Annotated in this window: 19 protein-coding genes; 9 read left to right on the plus strand and 10 right to left on the minus strand. The window is 64.2% G+C overall.

What is annotated here, in order from left to right; translation table 11 throughout:
* Positions 1 to 36 precede the first annotated feature (36 nt).
* The 3 genes from ACSHT2_RS09335 (at position 37) to ACSHT2_RS09345 (ending at position 1549) form a co-directional block, all read left to right on the plus strand.
* On the plus strand, positions 37 to 618 hold the full coding sequence (locus ACSHT2_RS09335) for a bifunctional transcriptional activator/DNA repair enzyme AdaA (RefSeq protein ID WP_440641300.1): 582 nt from the start codon (positions 37 to 39) through the stop codon (positions 616 to 618).
* 19 nt (positions 619 to 637) lie between these two features.
* A complete protein-coding gene (locus tag ACSHT2_RS09340) occupies positions 638 to 1108 on the plus strand; it encodes a PaaI family thioesterase (protein ID WP_440641301.1) in 471 nt (156 codons plus the stop codon).
* Positions 1109 to 1222: 114 nt separating this feature from the next.
* A complete protein-coding gene (locus ACSHT2_RS09345) occupies positions 1223 to 1549 on the plus strand; it encodes a hypothetical protein (RefSeq protein ID WP_440641302.1) in 327 nt (108 codons plus the stop codon).
* A gap of 78 nt (positions 1550 to 1627) precedes the next feature.
* Here the strand turns inward: ACSHT2_RS09345 and ACSHT2_RS09350 are convergent, their stop codons facing one another.
* From ACSHT2_RS09350 to ACSHT2_RS09365, 4 genes are all read right to left on the minus strand, one after another.
* Positions 1628 to 1984, minus strand: coding sequence for a carboxymuconolactone decarboxylase family protein (locus ACSHT2_RS09350; protein WP_440641303.1), 357 nt, complete (start codon positions 1982 to 1984; stop codon positions 1628 to 1630).
* 10 nt (positions 1985 to 1994) lie between these two features.
* Positions 1995 to 5219, minus strand: coding sequence for an efflux RND transporter permease subunit (locus ACSHT2_RS09355; RefSeq protein ID WP_440641304.1), 3225 nt, complete (start codon positions 5217 to 5219; stop codon positions 1995 to 1997).
* A complete protein-coding gene (locus ACSHT2_RS09360) occupies positions 5216 to 6202 on the minus strand; it encodes an efflux RND transporter periplasmic adaptor subunit (protein WP_440641305.1) in 987 nt (328 codons plus the stop codon). Before ACSHT2_RS09360 ends, ACSHT2_RS09355 begins: the two co-directional genes overlap by 4 nt.
* Before the next feature lie 124 nt (positions 6203 to 6326).
* A complete protein-coding gene (locus ACSHT2_RS09365) occupies positions 6327 to 6635 on the minus strand; it encodes an ArsR/SmtB family transcription factor (protein ID WP_440641306.1) in 309 nt (102 codons plus the stop codon).
* Positions 6636 to 6750: 115 nt separating this feature from the next.
* Between ACSHT2_RS09365 and ACSHT2_RS09370 the strand changes: the two genes are divergently transcribed.
* From ACSHT2_RS09370 to ACSHT2_RS09395, 6 genes are all read left to right on the plus strand, one after another.
* Positions 6751 to 8037, plus strand: a complete 1287-nt coding sequence (locus ACSHT2_RS09370) for an NAD(P)/FAD-dependent oxidoreductase (protein WP_440641307.1) — start codon at positions 6751 to 6753, stop codon at positions 8035 to 8037.
* Positions 8034 to 8477 (plus strand): thioredoxin TrxC, encoded by a 444-nt coding sequence (gene trxC, locus ACSHT2_RS09375; protein WP_440641308.1) that lies wholly within the window; start codon positions 8034 to 8036, stop codon positions 8475 to 8477. Before ACSHT2_RS09370 ends, trxC begins: the two co-directional genes overlap by 4 nt.
* Before the next feature lie 28 nt (positions 8478 to 8505).
* On the plus strand, positions 8506 to 8709 hold the full coding sequence (locus tag ACSHT2_RS09380) for a YgaP family membrane protein (RefSeq protein WP_028181089.1): 204 nt from the start codon (positions 8506 to 8508) through the stop codon (positions 8707 to 8709).
* Between the two features lie 36 nt (positions 8710 to 8745).
* Positions 8746 to 10185, plus strand: coding sequence for a cytochrome c oxidase accessory protein CcoG (ccoG, locus tag ACSHT2_RS09385; protein WP_440641309.1), 1440 nt, complete (start codon positions 8746 to 8748; stop codon positions 10183 to 10185).
* 31 nt (positions 10186 to 10216) lie between these two features.
* A complete protein-coding gene (locus ACSHT2_RS09390) occupies positions 10217 to 10696 on the plus strand; it encodes a DUF6789 family protein (protein ID WP_440641310.1) in 480 nt (159 codons plus the stop codon).
* Between the two features lie 106 nt (positions 10697 to 10802).
* On the plus strand, positions 10803 to 11972 hold the full coding sequence (locus tag ACSHT2_RS09395; protein ID WP_440641311.1) for a GNAT family N-acetyltransferase: 1170 nt from the start codon (positions 10803 to 10805) through the stop codon (positions 11970 to 11972).
* A 5-nt stretch (positions 11973 to 11977) separates the two neighbouring features.
* Here ACSHT2_RS09395 and ACSHT2_RS09400 read toward each other — a convergent pair whose 3' ends face one another.
* From ACSHT2_RS09400 to ACSHT2_RS09425, 6 genes are all read right to left on the minus strand, one after another.
* A complete protein-coding gene (locus ACSHT2_RS09400; protein WP_271533080.1) occupies positions 11978 to 12643 on the minus strand; it encodes a DsbA family oxidoreductase in 666 nt (221 codons plus the stop codon).
* Between the two features lie 69 nt (positions 12644 to 12712).
* Positions 12713 to 13534, minus strand: coding sequence for a helix-turn-helix domain-containing protein (locus ACSHT2_RS09405; RefSeq protein ID WP_440641312.1), 822 nt, complete (start codon positions 13532 to 13534; stop codon positions 12713 to 12715).
* Between the two features lie 222 nt (positions 13535 to 13756).
* Entirely contained in the window at positions 13757 to 15160 is a 1404-nt protein-coding gene (locus ACSHT2_RS09410; RefSeq protein ID WP_440641313.1) for an amidase, read from the minus strand.
* Between the two features lie 187 nt (positions 15161 to 15347).
* A complete protein-coding gene (locus ACSHT2_RS09415) occupies positions 15348 to 16109 on the minus strand; it encodes an SDR family NAD(P)-dependent oxidoreductase (RefSeq protein WP_440641314.1) in 762 nt (253 codons plus the stop codon).
* Between the two features lie 47 nt (positions 16110 to 16156).
* Complete coding sequence (locus ACSHT2_RS09420; protein ID WP_440641315.1) at positions 16157 to 16882, minus strand: ABC transporter ATP-binding protein; 726 nt, start codon at positions 16880 to 16882, stop codon at positions 16157 to 16159.
* Positions 16872 to 17591 (minus strand): ABC transporter ATP-binding protein, encoded by a 720-nt coding sequence (locus ACSHT2_RS09425; RefSeq protein WP_440641316.1) that lies wholly within the window; start codon positions 17589 to 17591, stop codon positions 16872 to 16874. Before ACSHT2_RS09425 ends, ACSHT2_RS09420 begins: the two co-directional genes overlap by 11 nt.
* Positions 17592 to 17593 lie beyond the last annotated feature (2 nt).

Below are 17593 nucleotides of genomic sequence, written 5' to 3' on the forward strand. Positions count from 1 at the left end.
TCGCTCTGTAAAAATGGAGACGCTATAGCGGGCGCCATGCTCGACTTTGACGCCTACTACGATGCCCTCCGCCGCCGCGACGCAACATTGGACGGAGTGATATTCGTCGCGGTGAAAACAACGGGCATCTATTGTCGCCCCGTCTGCCCGGCGCGCACGCCACTCGCCCGCAACGTGACCTTTTATCGTAGCGCGGCCGCGGCCGAGCACGCCGGCTTCCGCCCTTGCCTGAGATGCCGCCCGGAAACGGCGCCGTTCTGTCCCGCATGGAAAGGCTCCAGAACAACCGTCGAACGCGCGGTGGCGCTCATCGAAAAGGGAGAGCTCGATCGCGGCGGCGTGGAGCGGCTGGCTGAGCGGTTGGGAGTCGGTGCGCGCCACCTGGCACGCCTGTTCGCCCGACATCTCGATGCGTCTCCAGTGCAAGTGGCGCTGTCGATCCGAGTACAACGCGCCAAGCGGCTGCTTGACGCAAGCGATCTTCCGATGGCCGCCGTCGCGGAACGCGCGGGCTTTTCGAGCACCCGGCGCATGAGCACCGCATTCACGCGACTCTACGGCCGGCCGCCATCGACCTTCCGAAGAAAGCCAGAAGCTTCGCGCCTTCAACACAGGTGAGTGCGATGAGGAGATTCAGATGACCGCGAAGAGCTATGGAACAGTCGACGTCGAACGACAGAAACGGATGAGCGGGCTCGAGTTCGTCCAAGGCCTTGCCGACGGAACCCTGCCTCTCAACACGATCGCCCAAACACTGGGCTATGATGTGGTGGAGGCTAAACTTGGCCGTGTCGTCGTCGCGCTCGTCCCCACCGACGCTCACCTCAACCCGGCAGGCACTGTGCATGGTGGTCTCACGGCCACCTTGCTCGACAGTTGCATGGGGCTGGCGATCCAGTCGGCCCTCGACAAGGGGACCGGCCAGACCACGCTTGAGTTCAAGGTTTCGCTGCTCCGACCGATTACGCCTGAGACCGGCCTGATCACGGCCGAGGGCAAGGTTCTGAATTGCGGCCGACGCATCGGAACGGCCGACGGACGCGTAACGGATACCAAGGGCCGATTGCTCGCTCACGGCACGACCACGTGCCTCATCTTCCCGACTTGAGATCAAGGAACAAGCCGACCACAAAGTACCGGTTCCGGGAAAAACCAGCATAGCGGCCGGGAACGATCAGCACCTCCCCTTCTTGTTACCGCGAGGGCAGTCTCGGAGGAGGACATGATGAGGACGTTTACGATTGCGCTGTTGGCGGGCGTCGGTGCTTTGGCAGCCGCGTCGAGTGCGAAGGCTTCCGATATCTATACGAGCAGCGAGTATACCAATCCGGATCTCATTCAGCAGGTACGACTTGTCTGTGACGACGCCGGCCGCTGCTATCGCACACGCGGCGGTTCGCGTGTGATCGTACGCGATTCCTATAACCACATGCCGCGCGATCGCCATTACGAGCGCCGGACCTATCATCGCCATTGGGACGACGGCCCGCGCACCGGAGTCGGCATTCGCGCGCCCGGTGTCAGCGTCGGCATCGGCGATCGCTGGTAATCGATCAAGGCTTGATGGGCGGGACCGGCGAGACGACTCGCCCGGTCCCGTTCGCATAATCGCATCAGATGACCGGCGCTATCCGGCGGCCGATTGCTGCTGAAACTGCTCATAGGCCGCGATCGCATCCGCGGCGTACATCAGCGACGGCCCGCCGCCCATGTAGACGGCCATGCCGAGCGTCTCCTCGATCTCCTGGCGCGTCGCACCGAGCCGGACCAGCGCCTCGGTGTGGAAGCCGATGCAGCCGTCGCAATGCGCGGCAACGCCGAGTGCCAGCGCGATCAGCTCCTTGGTCTTCTTGTCCAGCGCGCCGTCACGCGTGGCCGCCTGGGCAAGTACGGCAAATCCCTTCATGGTGTCGGGAATGTCGCTCCGCAGCTTCTTCAGGTTGGCCGAGATATTCCTGGTGATGTCGACGTAGTCCTTGTCCATCGGTTCCTCGCTAGCTGGATTTGGCCGTGGTCGGAGCCTCTTCGCGCGGCGCGCGCAAGGCGATGTAGATCGCGGGAATCACCAGCACGGTCAGCAGCGTCGACGACGCAAGCCCGAACAGGAGCGAGATCGCCAATCCCTGGAAGATCGGATCGAGCAGGATGGTTGCGGCCCCGATCATGGCCGCAAGCGCGGTGAGCAGGATCGGCTTGAAGCGGACAGCGCCGGCCTCCAGCACCACTTCGCGCAGCGACTTGCCCTCGGCGCCGCTGTGCCGGATGAAGTCGACCAGCAGGATCGAGTTGCGCACGATGATGCCGGCCAGCGCAATGAAACCGATCATCGAGGTCGCGGTGAACGGCGCACCCAGGAGCCAGTGCCCGATCAGGATGCCGATCAGCGTCAGCGGAATCGGCGTCAGGATCACGAGCGGCAGACGGAAGCTCCTGAACTGGGCGACGACCAGCACGTAGATTCCGAGGATGGCTGCGCCGAAGGCCGCGCCCATGTCGCGGAAGGTCACCCAGGTGATTTCCCATTCGCCGTCCCACAGCAGCGTCGGACGCGACTCGTCCGACGGCTGGCCGTGCAGGCTGATCGCGGGCTTCGGCAGGCTGCCCCAGTCATGCGCCTCCACCCGGTCCGCGACTTCAAGCATGCCGTAGAGCGGCGCCTCGAAGCGGCCGGCGAGTTCGGCCATCACCATGTCGGCGAAGCGGCCGTCGCGGCGGAATATCGTCGGCGAGCCCTCTTCCATGGTTGCCTTCACGACCTGGCCGAGCTCGACCACCGTCTTGCTGCCGGGCAGCGTATTGGCCGGCACCGGCGTCGAGGCCAGAGCCTCGTCCCAGACCAGGCCGCGCTTGGGCAGATGCACCGCGATCTCGATCGGGTTGCGGTCCTCGCCGCGATGCGAATAGCCGATCGAAGTGCCGCCGAACAGCGTCTGGATGGTGTCATAGACGTCGCGCTGCTCGACGCCGAAGAATTCGAGCCGGTCCTGATCGATCGAGAGCCGCAGCCGCGGCCGCTTCACGCCGATGGAATCGTCGACATCGACGATGAACGGCACCTCGGCAAAGATCTTCTTCATCTCCGCGGCGACCGCGCGGCGCGTCGCGGCATCGGGTCCGTAGATCTCGGCCAGCAGCGTCGCCAACACCGGCGGCCCGGGCGGCACCTCGACCACCTTGATGCTCGTACCATTGGGAACATCGAGCGCCTTTAGCCGCTCGCGCAGCTCGAGCGCGATGTCGTGGCTCGCCCGCTTGCGTTCGCCGCGCGCGGCCAGATTGACCTGCAGCTCGCCCATTTCCGGCTTCTCGCGCAGGTAGTAGTGCCGCACCAGGCCGTTGAAATTGAACGGCGCCGGCGTGCCGGCATAGGATTGCAGCGAGGTCGCCTCCGGCAATTGCCGCGCAATCTCGGCGGCGCCGAACAGGGTACGCTCGGTCGCCTCCAGGCTCGCCCCTTCCGGCAGATCGACCACGACGGCGATCTCGGACTTGTTGTCGAACGGCAGCAGCTTGACCGTCACCGACTTGGTCGCAAACAGCGTCATCGACAGCAGCGTCGCGATGCCGACGCCGAGCAGGAAGATCCAGGCCGAGCGCTTGCTCCGCACGATCGGTGTGGCGAAGCGCCGGTAGATCCGGCCGAGCCGACCTTCATCGTGCGCGGCATGAGCCGCCGCCACCTCGCCCTTCGGCGCCAGCTTGAGCATCAGCCAGGGCGCCACCACCATGGCGACGAAGAACGAGAACAGCATGGCGGCCGAGGCGTTCGCCGGGATCGGCGCCATATAGGGGCCCATCAGGCCCGACACGAACAGCATCGGCAGCAGTGCCGCGACCACGGTCAAGGTCGCGACGATGGTGGGATTGCCGACCTCGGCCACCGCCTCGATGGTCGCCTGCAGCCGCGGCCGGCCGTCGCGCATGCCCCAGTGCCGCGCGATGTTCTCGACCACGACGATCGCATCATCAACCAGGATGCCGATCGAGAAGATCAGCGCGAACAGGCTGACGCGGTTGATGGTGTAGCCCATCAGGTTAGCCGCAAACATCGTGAGCAGGATCGTCGTCGGAATCACGACAAAGGTCACCACCGCCTCGCGCCAGCCGATCGCGACCGCGATCAGCACGACGATCGAGAGCGTCGCGAGACCGAGGTGAAACAGGAGCTCATTGGCCTTCTCGTTGGCGGTCTCGCCATAGTCGCGCGTCACCGTCACCTGGATGTCGTCGGGGATAAGCCGCGCCTTCAGTCCCTGCAGGCGATGATCGATGTCGGCCGAGACCACCACCGCGTTGGCGCCGGCGCGCTTGGCGAGCGCGAGGCTGACCGCGGGCACCCGCGACCACTGCCCCTTGGCATCGCGCGCATCGTTCCAGACGCGGTGCTCGAGCGTATTCGGCCCGATGACGACGGAGGCCACGTCCTTGACGTAGACCGGCCGTCCGTCGCGGGTCGAGATCAGGAGGAGGCCGATGTCGGGGATGCCGGACAGCGTCTGGCCGGCCGCGACATTGCGCACGATACCGGCATCGCGGACCTGGCCCGCCAGGAACGAGCGGTTGGCATCCTTCACCTTGGCGACGAGCTGCTGCAGCGTAACGCCGAACAGCGACAGCTTTTCCGGATCGGGTTCGACCCGGATCTGCTGCGCCGCGCCGCCGGAAATGTAGGTCAGACCGATATTGTCGACCTTCATCAACTCCGAGCGCAGCTTGTCCGCGAGCTCGAACAGATCCTTATCGGTCCAGCGCTCGGCGGCCTCCGGCTTCGGCGACAGCGTCAAAACCGTCACCGCAACGTCATTGATGCCGCGGCCGACGATCGAAGGCTCGGGGATCCCGACGGGAATGCGATCGAGATTGGCGCGGATTTTCTCGTGGACGCGGAGGATCGCATCCTCCGCCTTCGTTCCGACCAGGAACCGCGCGGTAACCATCACGCGGTCGTCCTCGGTCTGGCTGTAGACGTGCTCGATGCCGTCGATGCCCTTGACGATCGCTTCCAGCGGCTTGGTGACGAGCTCGACGGCGTCGGGTCCGCGCAAGCCATCGGCATTGACGCGAATGTCGACCATCGGCACGCTGATCTGCGGCTCCTCCTCGCGCGGAATCACGACGACAGCGATGAGGCCGACCACGAGCGATGCAAGCAGGAACAATGGCGTCAGCGGCGACCCGATCGTCGCCTTGGTCAGCCGGCCTGAGAGTCCGAGATTCACGGCCGCACCAACTGGTCGCCGGCACGGATGCCGGACAGGATTTCAAGTCCATCGGGAAGAGCGGGCGTCGGCAGCTCGCGGCCGCGCTGCACCGGCACGTCGACCACTTCGCCGGCCTTTTGAAGCTGGACGTAGTCGATGCCGAACCGGGTCTTCACGTAGCCTGCCGGAATCACGAAAGCCGACCGCCTGCCGCCGGAGATCCACACCCGCAGCCGATCGCCGACGAAATATTCGCCGAGCCCCTCGACGGTCGCGTCCGCAATGACGCGTCCCTCCTCGATCTGCGGATAGACGAGATCGATGACGCCCCATCTGGCGGCTTCGCCGCCAAGCTCCGCACCATCGACGCGGACCTTGTCTCCGGCCTTGAGAGAGCGCGCGTGGCGCTCGGGCACGCGCAGCCGCAGCTTGAAGTTCTGCTGCGCGACGGTGACGATGGGATCGCCCGCGAGCACGACGGAACCAACCGTGATGAGCCTCTTCAGCACACGTCCCCCTGCCGGTGCCAGCACCTGACCCTGGTTGAGCTGCTCGTTGATGACGGCACGCTCCGCGGTCTTGGCGCGCAGGCCGTTATCCGCCACATTCAGCGCCGTCCTCTGCTCGTCGAGCTTGACGCGCGGCAGAATGCCACGCTCAACCAACCCCTCGATTCGCGTGAAATCGATTTGCGCCTGGCTGGCCTGCGCCTGCAGCGCCTCGATCTGCGCATCCAGCGACTTCATCTGCAGGCCGAGCTTCTCATCGCCGATCGCGGCAATCGCCTGACCGGCGGTTACGCGATCTCCTTCCCTGACGTGGAGCTGGACCACGGTCCCGCCGATACGCCCGCGCGCGGGCACGACGCTGATGCTTTCCACCGTGGCAAAGACGGCCTTTTCGTCGGCCACCGGATGCTGCGCCACGGTGAGCGTCTCTGCGCGCGCAACGCCTGCACCCAGGCCGGCGGCCAAGACAGCCAAAATTCCTATGAGCCGCATGGGGCGTATCCGTGTAAGCATGAAACCATCACACCGCGCTCGCGGGTGTCCTCTGTATTTGAGTATTTGATCGGCATCATCGAAGCGGACGTTGATCTCGCTCAACGCGCCACGCTCCGGGCGCTCATAAAGTGCGCTTCGTCCTTGCGGACCTCGGCGCGCAGAACGCCTGATAGAGCGTCTTCAGCACCTCGCGCGCCGGCTCGCTCGCAATCGAATAGAAGATCGTCTGCGCCTCGCGCCGGGCAGACACCAGTCCATCCTTGCGAAGGAGCGCAAGATGTTGGGAAACCGTGGAGTCCCGGAGGTTCAGGAACTCGGCGAGTTCGCCGACCGACCGCTCGCCGTCGATCAACTGGCAGATGATCAGCAGGCGGTGCCGGTTGGCGAGCGCCTTCAGCAGATCGCTCGCCCGATCCGCCGCCTGCTCCATGACTTCAGCATTAACCTTCATACTTGCGTATATACGCAATTACGAATATATAGTCAAGCGCCGCAGGACAGCCGGAGATGAACCGGCGGAGCGGTGAACCCCAACGGAGGTACCCATGGCGGAAGTTGTCGTAATCGGAGCTGGTCTGAGCGGAACACTGATGGCCTATGAATTGCTGCCGCAGTTGAGAAAGGAGGATCGCCTCAGCGTCGTCTCGCAAGGCGCCGTCTATCATTTCGTCCCATCCAATCCTTGGGTCGCAATCGGCTGGCGCAAGCGCGAGGAGATCGAGATCGATCTCGCGGACGTCATGAAACGCAAGGGCGTGCGACTGCTGACGCAGGGTGCAAGGCGCGTCCACCCGACCGAGAACCGTGTCGAGCTCGGCGACGGGACGTCGATCGACTATGACTACCTGGTCGTCGCAACCGGTCCCGAACTGGCGTTCGACGAGATTCCCGGTCTCGGGCCGCAAGGCCATACCCAGTCGATCTGCCACGTCGATCATGCCACGCATGCCCGTGAAGCCTTTGAAAAGCTTGCGGCGAACCCGGGTCCAGTGGTCATCGGTGCGGTGCAGGGCGCCTCCTGTTTCGGGCCGGCCTACGAATTCCTCTTCATCCTGGAAACGGAGCTGCGCCGGCGAAAGCTGCGCGACCGGGTCCCGATGACGTTCGTCACCTCGGAGCCCTATATCGGCCATCTCGGTCTCGACGGCGTCGGGGATACCAAGGGGCTTCTGGAAAGCGAGATGCGCGAGAAGCACATCAAGTGGATCACCAACGCACGCGTCGATAGCGTCGCACCCGGCTTGATGTCGGTGGAGGAGTTCGGCGACGACGGCACGTCTCGCAAGGCCCACGAGCTGCCATTCGCCTATTCGATGATGCTGCCCGCCTTTCGCGGCGTCGAGGCGGTGCGCGGCATCGAGAAGCTGACCAACCCGCGCGGCTTCGTCGTCGTCGACAAGCACCAGCAGAACCCCGCCTTCCCCAACGTCTTTGCGGTCGGTGTCTGCGTCGCGATCGCGCCGGTCGGCGCGACACCTGTGCCGGTCGGAGTTCCCAAGACCGGATTCATGATCGAATCCATGGTGACGGCGACTGCGATGAACATCGGCGCCCTGCTTCGCGGCAAGGCGCCCACGGCGCAGCCGACCTGGAACGCAATCTGCCTCGCCGACTTCGGCGACTCCGGTATTGCCTTCCTGGCGCAGCCGCAGATCCCGCCGCGAAACGTCAATTGGTCCTCCAAGGGCGAATGGGTGCATCTCGCCAAGGTCGCCTTCGAGAAATACTTCCTGCGCAAGATGCGGCGCGGCGAGAGCGAGCCGTTCTACGAGCGTTTCCTGCTCGACCGGCTGAACATCGCCAAGATCAAGGAGGTCCGAACCGGCACATGACCACGACACGCCAGATCGTCTGCGGACATTGTGGGCGCATCAATCGCCTGCCGACCGAACGCGCACCGCACGGTGCGCGCTGCGGTGCCTGTCACCAGCCGATTTTCACCGGCCACCCCATTGAGGTGGATGAGGAAGGCTTCGGCCGTCATGTCGCCGGCAGCGACATTCCCGTGCTGGTCGACGTCTGGGCACCGTGGTGCGGCCCGTGCCGCGCCATGGCACCGATGTTCGAGCGCGCCGCTCAGCAGCTGGAGCCGGATGTCCGGCTGTTGAAGCTCAACTCGGACAACGCACCTGCACTGTCGTCGCGCCTCAGCATCAGCGGCATTCCCACGCTGTTGCTGATGCGCGGCGGTCGCGAGATCGCCCGCCATTCCGGTGCGATGGATGCCCGCAGCATCGTCGCCTGGACCGAAGCCAACCTGACCCGTTCGTAACGTTCCGCACCTAGAAAAGGAGTCTACCATGAATGTCGACAAAGCCGTTCTCGCGTTTGCGGGATTCGTCGTCCTGCTCGGTCTCGCGCTGGGCACCTATGTGAATGCGTATTGGTACCTGCTGACGGCATTTGCCGGGCTGAACATGTTGCAGGCCTCGTTCACCGGCTTCTGCCCGGCGGCGATCGTGTTCAGGAAGCTGGGCCTGAGCAGCGGCTGCGCGTTCTCCTGAACGCGCAATCCAGCCTGTGATGCGGGGGAACTTGCCATGACCGACGACACCTTCATCGAGGGACCGCTCTACGAGAAGCGGAGGAAGGTCTATCCGCAGTCGGTCCACGGCCCTTTCCGCCGCATCAAATGGGCGATCCTCTGCGTCACGCTCGGCACCTATTATCTGTTGCCGTTCGTGCGCTGGAATCGCGGACCCGGCCTGCCCGACCAGGCCGTGCTGATCGACCTGCCGCACCGCCGCTTCTACTTCTTCTTCATCGAGCTATGGCCGCAGGAAGTCTACTACTTCACCGGCCTGCTGATCATCGCGGCCATGACGCTATTCCTGATGAATGCGGTCGCCGGCCGGCTGTGGTGCGGCTACATGTGTCCGCAGACCGTGTGGACCGACCTGTTCTATGCGGTCGAGCGCTGGGTCGAAGGCGACCGGCGCGAGCGCATGCAGGGCGACAAGAACTACTGGACGTTCGGTCACATCCGAAAGGTCGCGCTCAAGCATTTCCTCTGGATCATGATCGCATGGTGGACCGGCGGTGCCTGGGTGCTCTATTTCGCCGACGCGCCGACGCTGGTGAAGGAGCTCGCGACCTTCCAGGCCCCGCTCCTCGCCTATATCTGGATCGGCATCCTGACCGCCACGACCTATCTGTTCGCCGGTCATGCCCGCGAGCAGATGTGCATCTACATGTGTCCGTGGCCGCGGATCCAGGCGGCGCTGACCGACGAATGGGCGCTCAACGTCACCTATCGCCGCGACCGCGGCGAGCCGCGCATGTCGGTGAAGAAGGCGGATGCCGCGCGCGCCCATGGTGAACTCGCCGGCGACTGCGTCGACTGCCATCAATGCATCAATGTCTGTCCGACCGGCGTCGATATCCGCAACGGCATCCAGCTCGGCTGCATCCAGTGCGGCCTGTGCATCGATGCCTGCGACAACGTCATGCACGAAATCGGCCGGCCCGCGGGCCTGATCGGCTACGACACCGACATCAACATGCAGCGCCGGCGCGAAGGCAAGCCACCGATCTACCGCATCATCCGTCCGCGCACCGTGGTCTACACGGCTGCGATCGCGATCGTTGGCGGCATCATGCTCTACGCGCTCGCGACCCGTAGCACGATGAGCATCAACGTCCTGCATGAGCGCAATCCGTTGTTCGTCCAACTGGTTGATGGCGGGGTGCGCAACGACTACACGGTGCGCCTGCTTAACAAGGGCGCCACGAGATCCTTTGCCATCGAGGTCAAGGACTTGCCGGGAGCGAGCGTGCGCATCGCCGGTGTCGAACGCAAGCCGGACGGCCGACTGGTCGTCGACGTCGGGCAGGATCAGACCCGAGAGATCCGGATGTCGGTGCAGGTCGCGCCCGCGCAGATGCCGAAGGCAGCCGCCGACATCGAGATCGAAGCGACCGACATCGCCAGCGGCCAGACCGCGACCGCCCGCGACCACTTCGTGCCGTCGGACCAATGAGGAAGCCGGCGGAGCAGCGATGCAGCACATAATGATCCATCACGTCTGGAAATCCATCGCGGCCGGCTTGTGCGGCAACGCCGCGCACTCGAGCGTGATGTTCCTCAAGCGGTGGATGAATTGGCTTCCCACCTTCCATCCGTATCAAGATCTGCAGCTCGGCCTTAGCCATTGGCTGGGCGGCGGCCCCGTCCACCCCGCCACGCCATGGGCAATGTCGTTCGTTAACGGCACTCTCGTGCTCGGCATCCTGTTCCGTTCCACCTATCATGTCCTGCCCGGGCACAATGCCGTCGCGAAGGGATTCCTCTTCGGCATCATGGGCTGGATCGCCATGGGATTGCTCTACTTCCCCATCCTCGGAAGAGGACCGTTCGCCTCCGACCTGGGACTCGGCGTCCTTCCGGCCGCATTTTCGCTTGCGATGGTGCTGGCCTACAGCACGTTCATGGGCATCGCGTTTTCGGTGCTGCATTCCGAGCCGCGCCGGCTGTGGTCAACGCGCGGTTAACGCTACCGCTCGAATTGAAGCGGCGTCCCAACGGCATTTTCCATTCTTTGCGCTAAGGATGGCTGCGTAACACGGGCTCAGCCCGCGTGAACGGGGATGACGGGACGTGGTCGACATCGCGCAACAGGCAGCGATTCATGCGGCATCGGCAAGGGATGCCGGAGCCGCGCGCGCGCGCATCCCACTCACGGCGATCGACCCCGGCCAGTGGCGCGCGCTCGCGCAGCGCGCGGTCGAGCCGAACGGATATTATCTGCCCGCCTGGGAGCTGGCCGTCAGTGCAACCGCGCGCGGTCGCAGCAATGCCTCGGCACTGCCGGCATTCGACGGATCGTCGACGCGGCTGATCGGGCTGATGCCGGTGATCTCGCTCTGGCGCGCCTGGAAGATCCCCCTGCCCGCGCTGGTGAGCGCGCATCCCTACGGCACGCTGTGCAGCCCGCTGATCGACCGCGATGCGCCGATCGAGGCCGCCAGGCGGCTGTTGCAGCAGGCGCGCGAGGCCGGAGCGCATGCGCTCGTGCTGACCGACGTCGCGCTCGACGGCGCGGCGATGAATTCGCTGAAACAGGCCCTGGATCGCGACGGCCTGCGGCCGCGTGTCCTCTCCTCCTACATCCGTGCCAGCCTCGATGCGACACAGGATGGCGAAACGCTGTTGCGCGACGCGCTTGGCGCCAAGAAGCTCAAGGAGCTGCGGCGCCAGCGCCATCGCCTGGAGGAGCATGGGCCTGTCGTGTTCGAGGTCGCGCGCAAGCCCGACGAGATCGGGCCGGCGCTCGAGACATTCTTGCGGCTTGAAGCCGGCGGCTGGAAGGGCAAGCGCGGCACCGCACTGGTCCAGCATGCGGGCGATGCGACCTTCATCCGCCGCGCCGTCCCCGCGCTTGCAGAGACCGCGCAATGCGAGATCGTCACGTTGCGCGCCGGCACGACGCCGGTCGCCGCCGGCATCGTGCTGCGTCATCAGGATCGCGCCTTCTTCTTCAAGCTCGGCGTCGATGAACACTTCGCAAAATATTCGCCGGGCGTGCAGCTCACCCTCGAGCTCACCCGCCACCTCTGCGCCGATCCCGCCATCGCCAGCGCGGACTCGACGGCGAGCGCCGATCACCCCATGATCAATCCGATCTGGCGCGGACGCTTCGCGATCGGTGAGGTGCTGCTCCCGCTGCGCCGTTACGATCCGGTCGTGACGCTGGTTCACGCGGCGGTCGCGGCGCACGGCATCGCGTACGCAACGGCGCGCCGCGCAGTTCGCCTGCTTCGTGAATAGAACAGCTACTCCGCCGCCTGCGCGTTGATCTCCGCCGAGACCTGGCGGATGGCGCGCGCAAGCAGGTTCGGATCCTGCGCGCCGGAGACGGCGTATTTTTGCGCGAAGACATAGGTCGGCACGCCGGAGATGCCCTTCTCGGCGGCTTCCTGCGCATCCGCCGAAACGCGCGCGACGTCCTCGTCGGTGGCGAGGCGCTTGCGCACGTCGTCGGCATCGAGACCGACATCGGCGGCCGCCTGCACCAGCACGTTCACATCGGTGAGATCCCCGCCGTCGCGGAAGTACAGCTCCATCAGGCGCTGCTTCATCTCGGGCGCCTTGCCAATCGCTTCCGCCCACAGGATGAGGCGATGGCAGTCGGTCGTGTTGGGCTGGCGCGCCACCAGCTCGGGCTTGTACACGAGGCCCTCCTCGCCCGCGGCCGCGACGACGCGACCGGCAATGCCCTTGTAGGCCTCGACCGAGCCGAACTTCTGGGTCAGATAGGCCTCGCGGCTGATGCCCTCGCGCGGCACCCAGGGATTGAGGAAGAAGGGACGGAAATTGAGCTTGACGGGAACGTCGGGCACGAGCGCCAGCGCGCTCTCGATCCGGCGCTTGCCGATATAGCACCAGGGGCACACCACGTCGGAGACGACGTCGATCTGGAGCGGTTTCAGCGTGCTCATGTCAGGCGCCTCCTTCGGGCGGTGCGGGTTCGCCCAAAGATAAGCAGAACCCGCCCCGAGGCAAGGGCGCTAGGTCATGGCTGCTGCCATCTGCTTCAGGCGTTCGGCCGTGCGCTCGTCGGCCGGAAAGAACGTCTCCAGCGCCAGCTCCGACAGCGTGATGTCCACGGGGGTGCCGAACACCATGGTGGTGGAGAAGAAACTAAGGATCTCCCCGCCATGGCGCAGCTTGAAGGGAATCGCGACATTGTCGCTCGACAGCGGTGCCGCGCGCGCCGGGATAGGGTAGCCCTTCAAATCATTGTAGAGCTTGATCAGCTCGGGATCGGCGGTGGCCTCGCATTGCCGGTGCAGCCGCTCCAGCAGGTGCCCGCACCATTCGGCCAGATTGACGGTGCGCGGCGCCAGCGCCTCGGGATGGAAGGCGAGCCGCAGCACATTGAAGGGCTGGCCAAGCAGATGCTGCGGGATGCCGTCGAGCAGCGGCGCCACCATGCGATTGGCGGAGACCAGGTTCCAGTGCCTGTCGACCGCAAGCGCCGGATTGGGCTCGTGCGCCCTAAGGACGAGGTCGATCGCCTGGCGGGCTGATTTCAAGGCGGGATCCTCCAGCGGGCGCTGCGGGAACGCCGGCGCGAAACCGGCGGCGACCAGCAGCACGTTGCGTTCGCGCAGGGGCACGTCGAGGCGCTCGGCGAGCCTCAGCACCATGTCGCGCGAAGGCGCCGCACGACCGGTCTCGACGAAGCTCAAGTGCCGCGCGGAAATCTCGGCTTCGCCCGCGAGATCGAGCTGGCTCATGCGGCGGCGCTGCCGCCATTCGCGCAGATGGTCGCCGATATGGACGGGCTGGCTGCGTTCGGTACGTGCCGTGGAAGCATGTGCGTTCATGGTCGAAAACCTAACATGCGGATTTCGGCCCTTCCATTACCCGCGAGGTAATGGATATTGGCATGCAACCACATGAAAGAATTGAGTTTGTTCTCACTGAACTTGCTGGATACCAACAAAAATACCAACAGTTCGAAGTCATCGATCGACAGCAAAAACACTTGAGCAGACCGATGGATCATCAACAGCACTCGCCAGCGAGTTGGCCGAGCCGAGATAGCTTCAATCGATCGGAGCGCGTCGCGTGTGCCAGTCCGTCACCGACTGAAAGGAATGCCCGGCGCGGGCGAGCACATCCTCGGACAGATGCGGGCCGACCAGCTGCATGCTGAGCGGAAGGCCGTCCGACGACATGCCGTTCGGCAGCGTGATCGTCGGGCTACCCGAGAAGTCGAACACCGCCGTGAAGCGCAGGATGCTGAGCAGCACGTTCGGATCGGCGCCGTATTCACCCATCTTGGTCAGCGTCGGGATCGGAACGGGCATGGTGGGGACCAGCAGCAGGTCGACGTCACCGAACAATGCCGCGAGGCTACCGCAGAACTTCAACCGCTCATGATGGATCTGCGCAATCTCGACGCTACTCACCGACCGGCCCAGCTCGATCAGCTGCGCCAGATCGGGGCCGTATTCGGATTTGCGCGACGGATAGGTCTCCAGATGCGCCTCCGCGGTCTCGATCGAGCACATCGGAATCCACATGCTGACGAGCTTTTCGTAGGGCGGAAATTTGACCTCGCGAATATCAGCGCCGAGCTCTGCAAGCGTGCGCTCGGCTTCCAGCAACGCGGCGACCACCTGCGGATCGATTCCGTTCTGGGTGTAGCTGCGATCGACGCCGATCCGTACGCCCCGGATGCCGCCGCCAATCCCGGCCAGATAGTTGGGCACTGGGGCCCGGAGGGCTGTCGGGTCGTTGACATCGCCACCCGCGATGACACCGAGCATCACCGCCGCATCGGCCGCACTCCGGCACATCGGCCCAACATGGTCGAGCGAGTCTGCCAACGGAAAGACGCCGTGACGGCTGACGCGTCCCCACGTCGGCTTGATTCCCGTCAGTCCGCAGGTTGCCGACGGAAACCGGATCGAGCCGCCAGTGTCACTGCCGATCGAGCCGAAGCAAAGTCCCGCTGAGGTCGCCACGCCAGATCCGCTAGATGAGGAACCGACCCAGTAATCGACGCCCCAGGGATTGAGCGGAGCCTGATCATTCGGATGGTGACTGGTGTAGGCACCCTCGGTCATCTTCAGCTTGCCGAGCGTGACAGCACCGGCATGTTCGAGCCGATCCACGATCGTCGCGTTGAAGGAGGGAATGAACTTGGCGTGGATCGTGGTGCCGCCGGCGGTCGGCGCGAACGTCGTGTAGCAGAGATCCTTCAGTCCGACTGGCACGCCGTGCAGCGGCCCGCGCCAGATGCCCTTCGCAAGCTCGGCATCGCAGCGCTTCGCCTGCGCCAAGGCGCGCTCGGCGAGGACGAATGCATAAGCGTGGAATTTGCCATCGAGCCTGGCAATCCGGCTGAGCATGGCCTCGGCCACCTTCGAGGGCAGGAGCTCACCCCGGCGGAACAGCTCGGAGAGTTCGGTGATCGACTTGTAGTGGATTGGATCTGTTGACATTTGACAGCCCTGTTGTTGTCGGAAACGGCTTCGCCGACCGGCGCCACAGACGGACCGGTCTCGTGACTGCACGCCTCTGGGTGCGCCTAAAGCATGATCCGGAAAAGTGCGCAGCGGTTTTCCGAGAAGATCATGCTTAAACAACGACCTAAAGCGCAATGACGATTCATCCTCATCGCATCGCGCTTTAGAACTGCACTCCGCGCGTGAGCGCGCCATCGACCACGAGGTTGGTCCCCGTGATGAAGCTTGCAGCCTTGCTGGCTAGGAACACCGCGCCGTTGGCCATTTCCTGCGGCGTGCCCATGCGGCCGGTCGGGTTCAGCGCCAGTGCGGCCTTGTACAGCTCGGGATTACCGTCCTTGATCTGATTCCAGACGCCGCCCTCGAAATAGGTGTTGCCCGGCGAGACCGAATTGGCGCGGATGCCTTTGCCGGCAAGCTGGAAGGCAAGTCCTTGCGTGTAGTGGATGATCGCGGCCTTGAACGTGCCATAGGGACCGCAGGCGAAATCGACCTCGCGTCCCGATACGCTGGAGATGGTGACGATCGCGGCAGCCTTGCTTTTCTCGAGATAAGGCATCGCCGCATTGACCAGCCGCACCGTGCCCATCATATCGGTGGAGAATTCCTTCTCCCAGCTTTCTTCATCCTGCCCGATCGACAATGCACTGACATTGGCGACAACGACGTCAATGCCGTCGAGCTTGAAGGCCATGTCCTCCACCCAGGCTTTGAGCGCCGGGCCATTGGAGACGTCGACCGAACTGCCAAACGCAGCGACGCCTTTCGCTCTGATCGCGGCGACCGCGTTGTCGACGTCGGCCTGGTTGCGCGCGCAGATGCCGACATTGGCGCCTTCAGCCGCGAACGTGTCGGCGATCGCCCTGCCGATGCCTTTGGTGCTGCCGGTGACGAGAACCTTTGCTCCCTTCAGCCCGAGATCCATCTCCATTCCCTCCCATTTAGAGATTTCAGAAACATGCATGCTGCCGTTCAGAGCAGGAGCTGTCCGCGGACATTTTCCTCGTTGACCTCGCCACTTGCCAGCGATCGCGTCATCTTGCCCTTCTCCATGATGTAGCAGCGCTCGGCGATCGCCAGGATCGTGTCGAGATTCTGCTCGACAAAGATGATCGTCGTCCCGAGCTCGTCCCGGAACGATTTCAGCGACTCGCAGATGTGCTGAACGATAGAGGGCTGGATGCCTTCGGACGGCTCGTCCAGGATCATCAAAATCGGATTGCCGATCAGCGCGCGGCCAATGGCGAGCTGTTGTTGCTCGCCACCCGACATGGTACCCGCGACTTGCCGCCGGCGCTCCTTCAGGCGCGGGAAATACTCATAGACGAGTTCCGGAAGCTTTCTGCCCCCAGGGCCGCCGATTAGCTCGCCGACCTGCAGGTTTTCCTCGACGGTCATCTGTGGAAACACGTCGCGTCCTTGCGGGATGTAGCCGAAGCCCGCCCTCGCCCGCGCGTCTGCCTCCAGCGTTGTGACGTCCTGCTCCATGAAGCTGATCGTGCCACGCCACGTTTGCAGCAGGCCTATCAGGCAGCGCATCAGGGTCGATTTGCCGACCCCGTTGCGACCGATCACGCCGACAATCTCGCCGCGCGCGACCGACATGGTGACTCCCTGGAGGATTGGCGTCGCACCATATCCGGCCCATAGTTCCGATACGTCCAGGATCTTGTCGGCAGGATTGGGCTTAGTGAGCATGGGTCTTACCGAGATAGATTTCCGCGACCTTCTCGTCCTGCAGAATGCTCTCGAGATTGCCGCGCGCAAAGATCTTGCCGAGATGCAGCACCGTGACGCGCTGGGCGACCTGACGGACAAAGGCCATGTCGTGCTCAACGACGAGCACCGTCATGCCTTCGGCATTGAACGATTTGATCAGCTCGCCGGTCTTGAAGGTTTCTTCAGGCGACATCCCGGCCGTCGGCTCGTCTAGCAGCAGGAGTTGCGGCTTTAGCGCCAGCGCCATGCCGATCTCGAGCCATTGCTGCTGGCCATGCGACAGCGCGCCCGCGAGCTTGTTGCTATCCGTCGCGAGATGGAGCAGCGTCAGCAGGCGATCCTCCTCGGCGCTGCGCTCCGCGCCGGACACGCGATCCTGGAGAGCAGTCTGGATATTCTGCCGGACCGACAGCTCCTTGAACACGCTCGGAGCCTGCATCTTGATGCTCATCCCCCGCTGCACGCGCGCATAGGGGCGTTCCTTGGTGATGTCCACGCTATCGAACAGAATGCTACCCTGGGTCGGAGGATAGAGACCCACGATTAGCTTGAAAAGCGTGCTCTTGCCGGCGCCATTGGGCCCGATCAGACAGTGGACCTCACCCGCACCGACCGTGAGATCAACGCCGGAGACGGCAGTCAACCCGCCGAAGCGCTTCGATACACCTTTGACTTCGACCAGCGGCATGA

It is taken from the genome of Bradyrhizobium sp. PUT101, assembly GCF_052043945.1.
Lineage (GTDB): Bacteria > Pseudomonadota > Alphaproteobacteria > Rhizobiales > Xanthobacteraceae > Bradyrhizobium.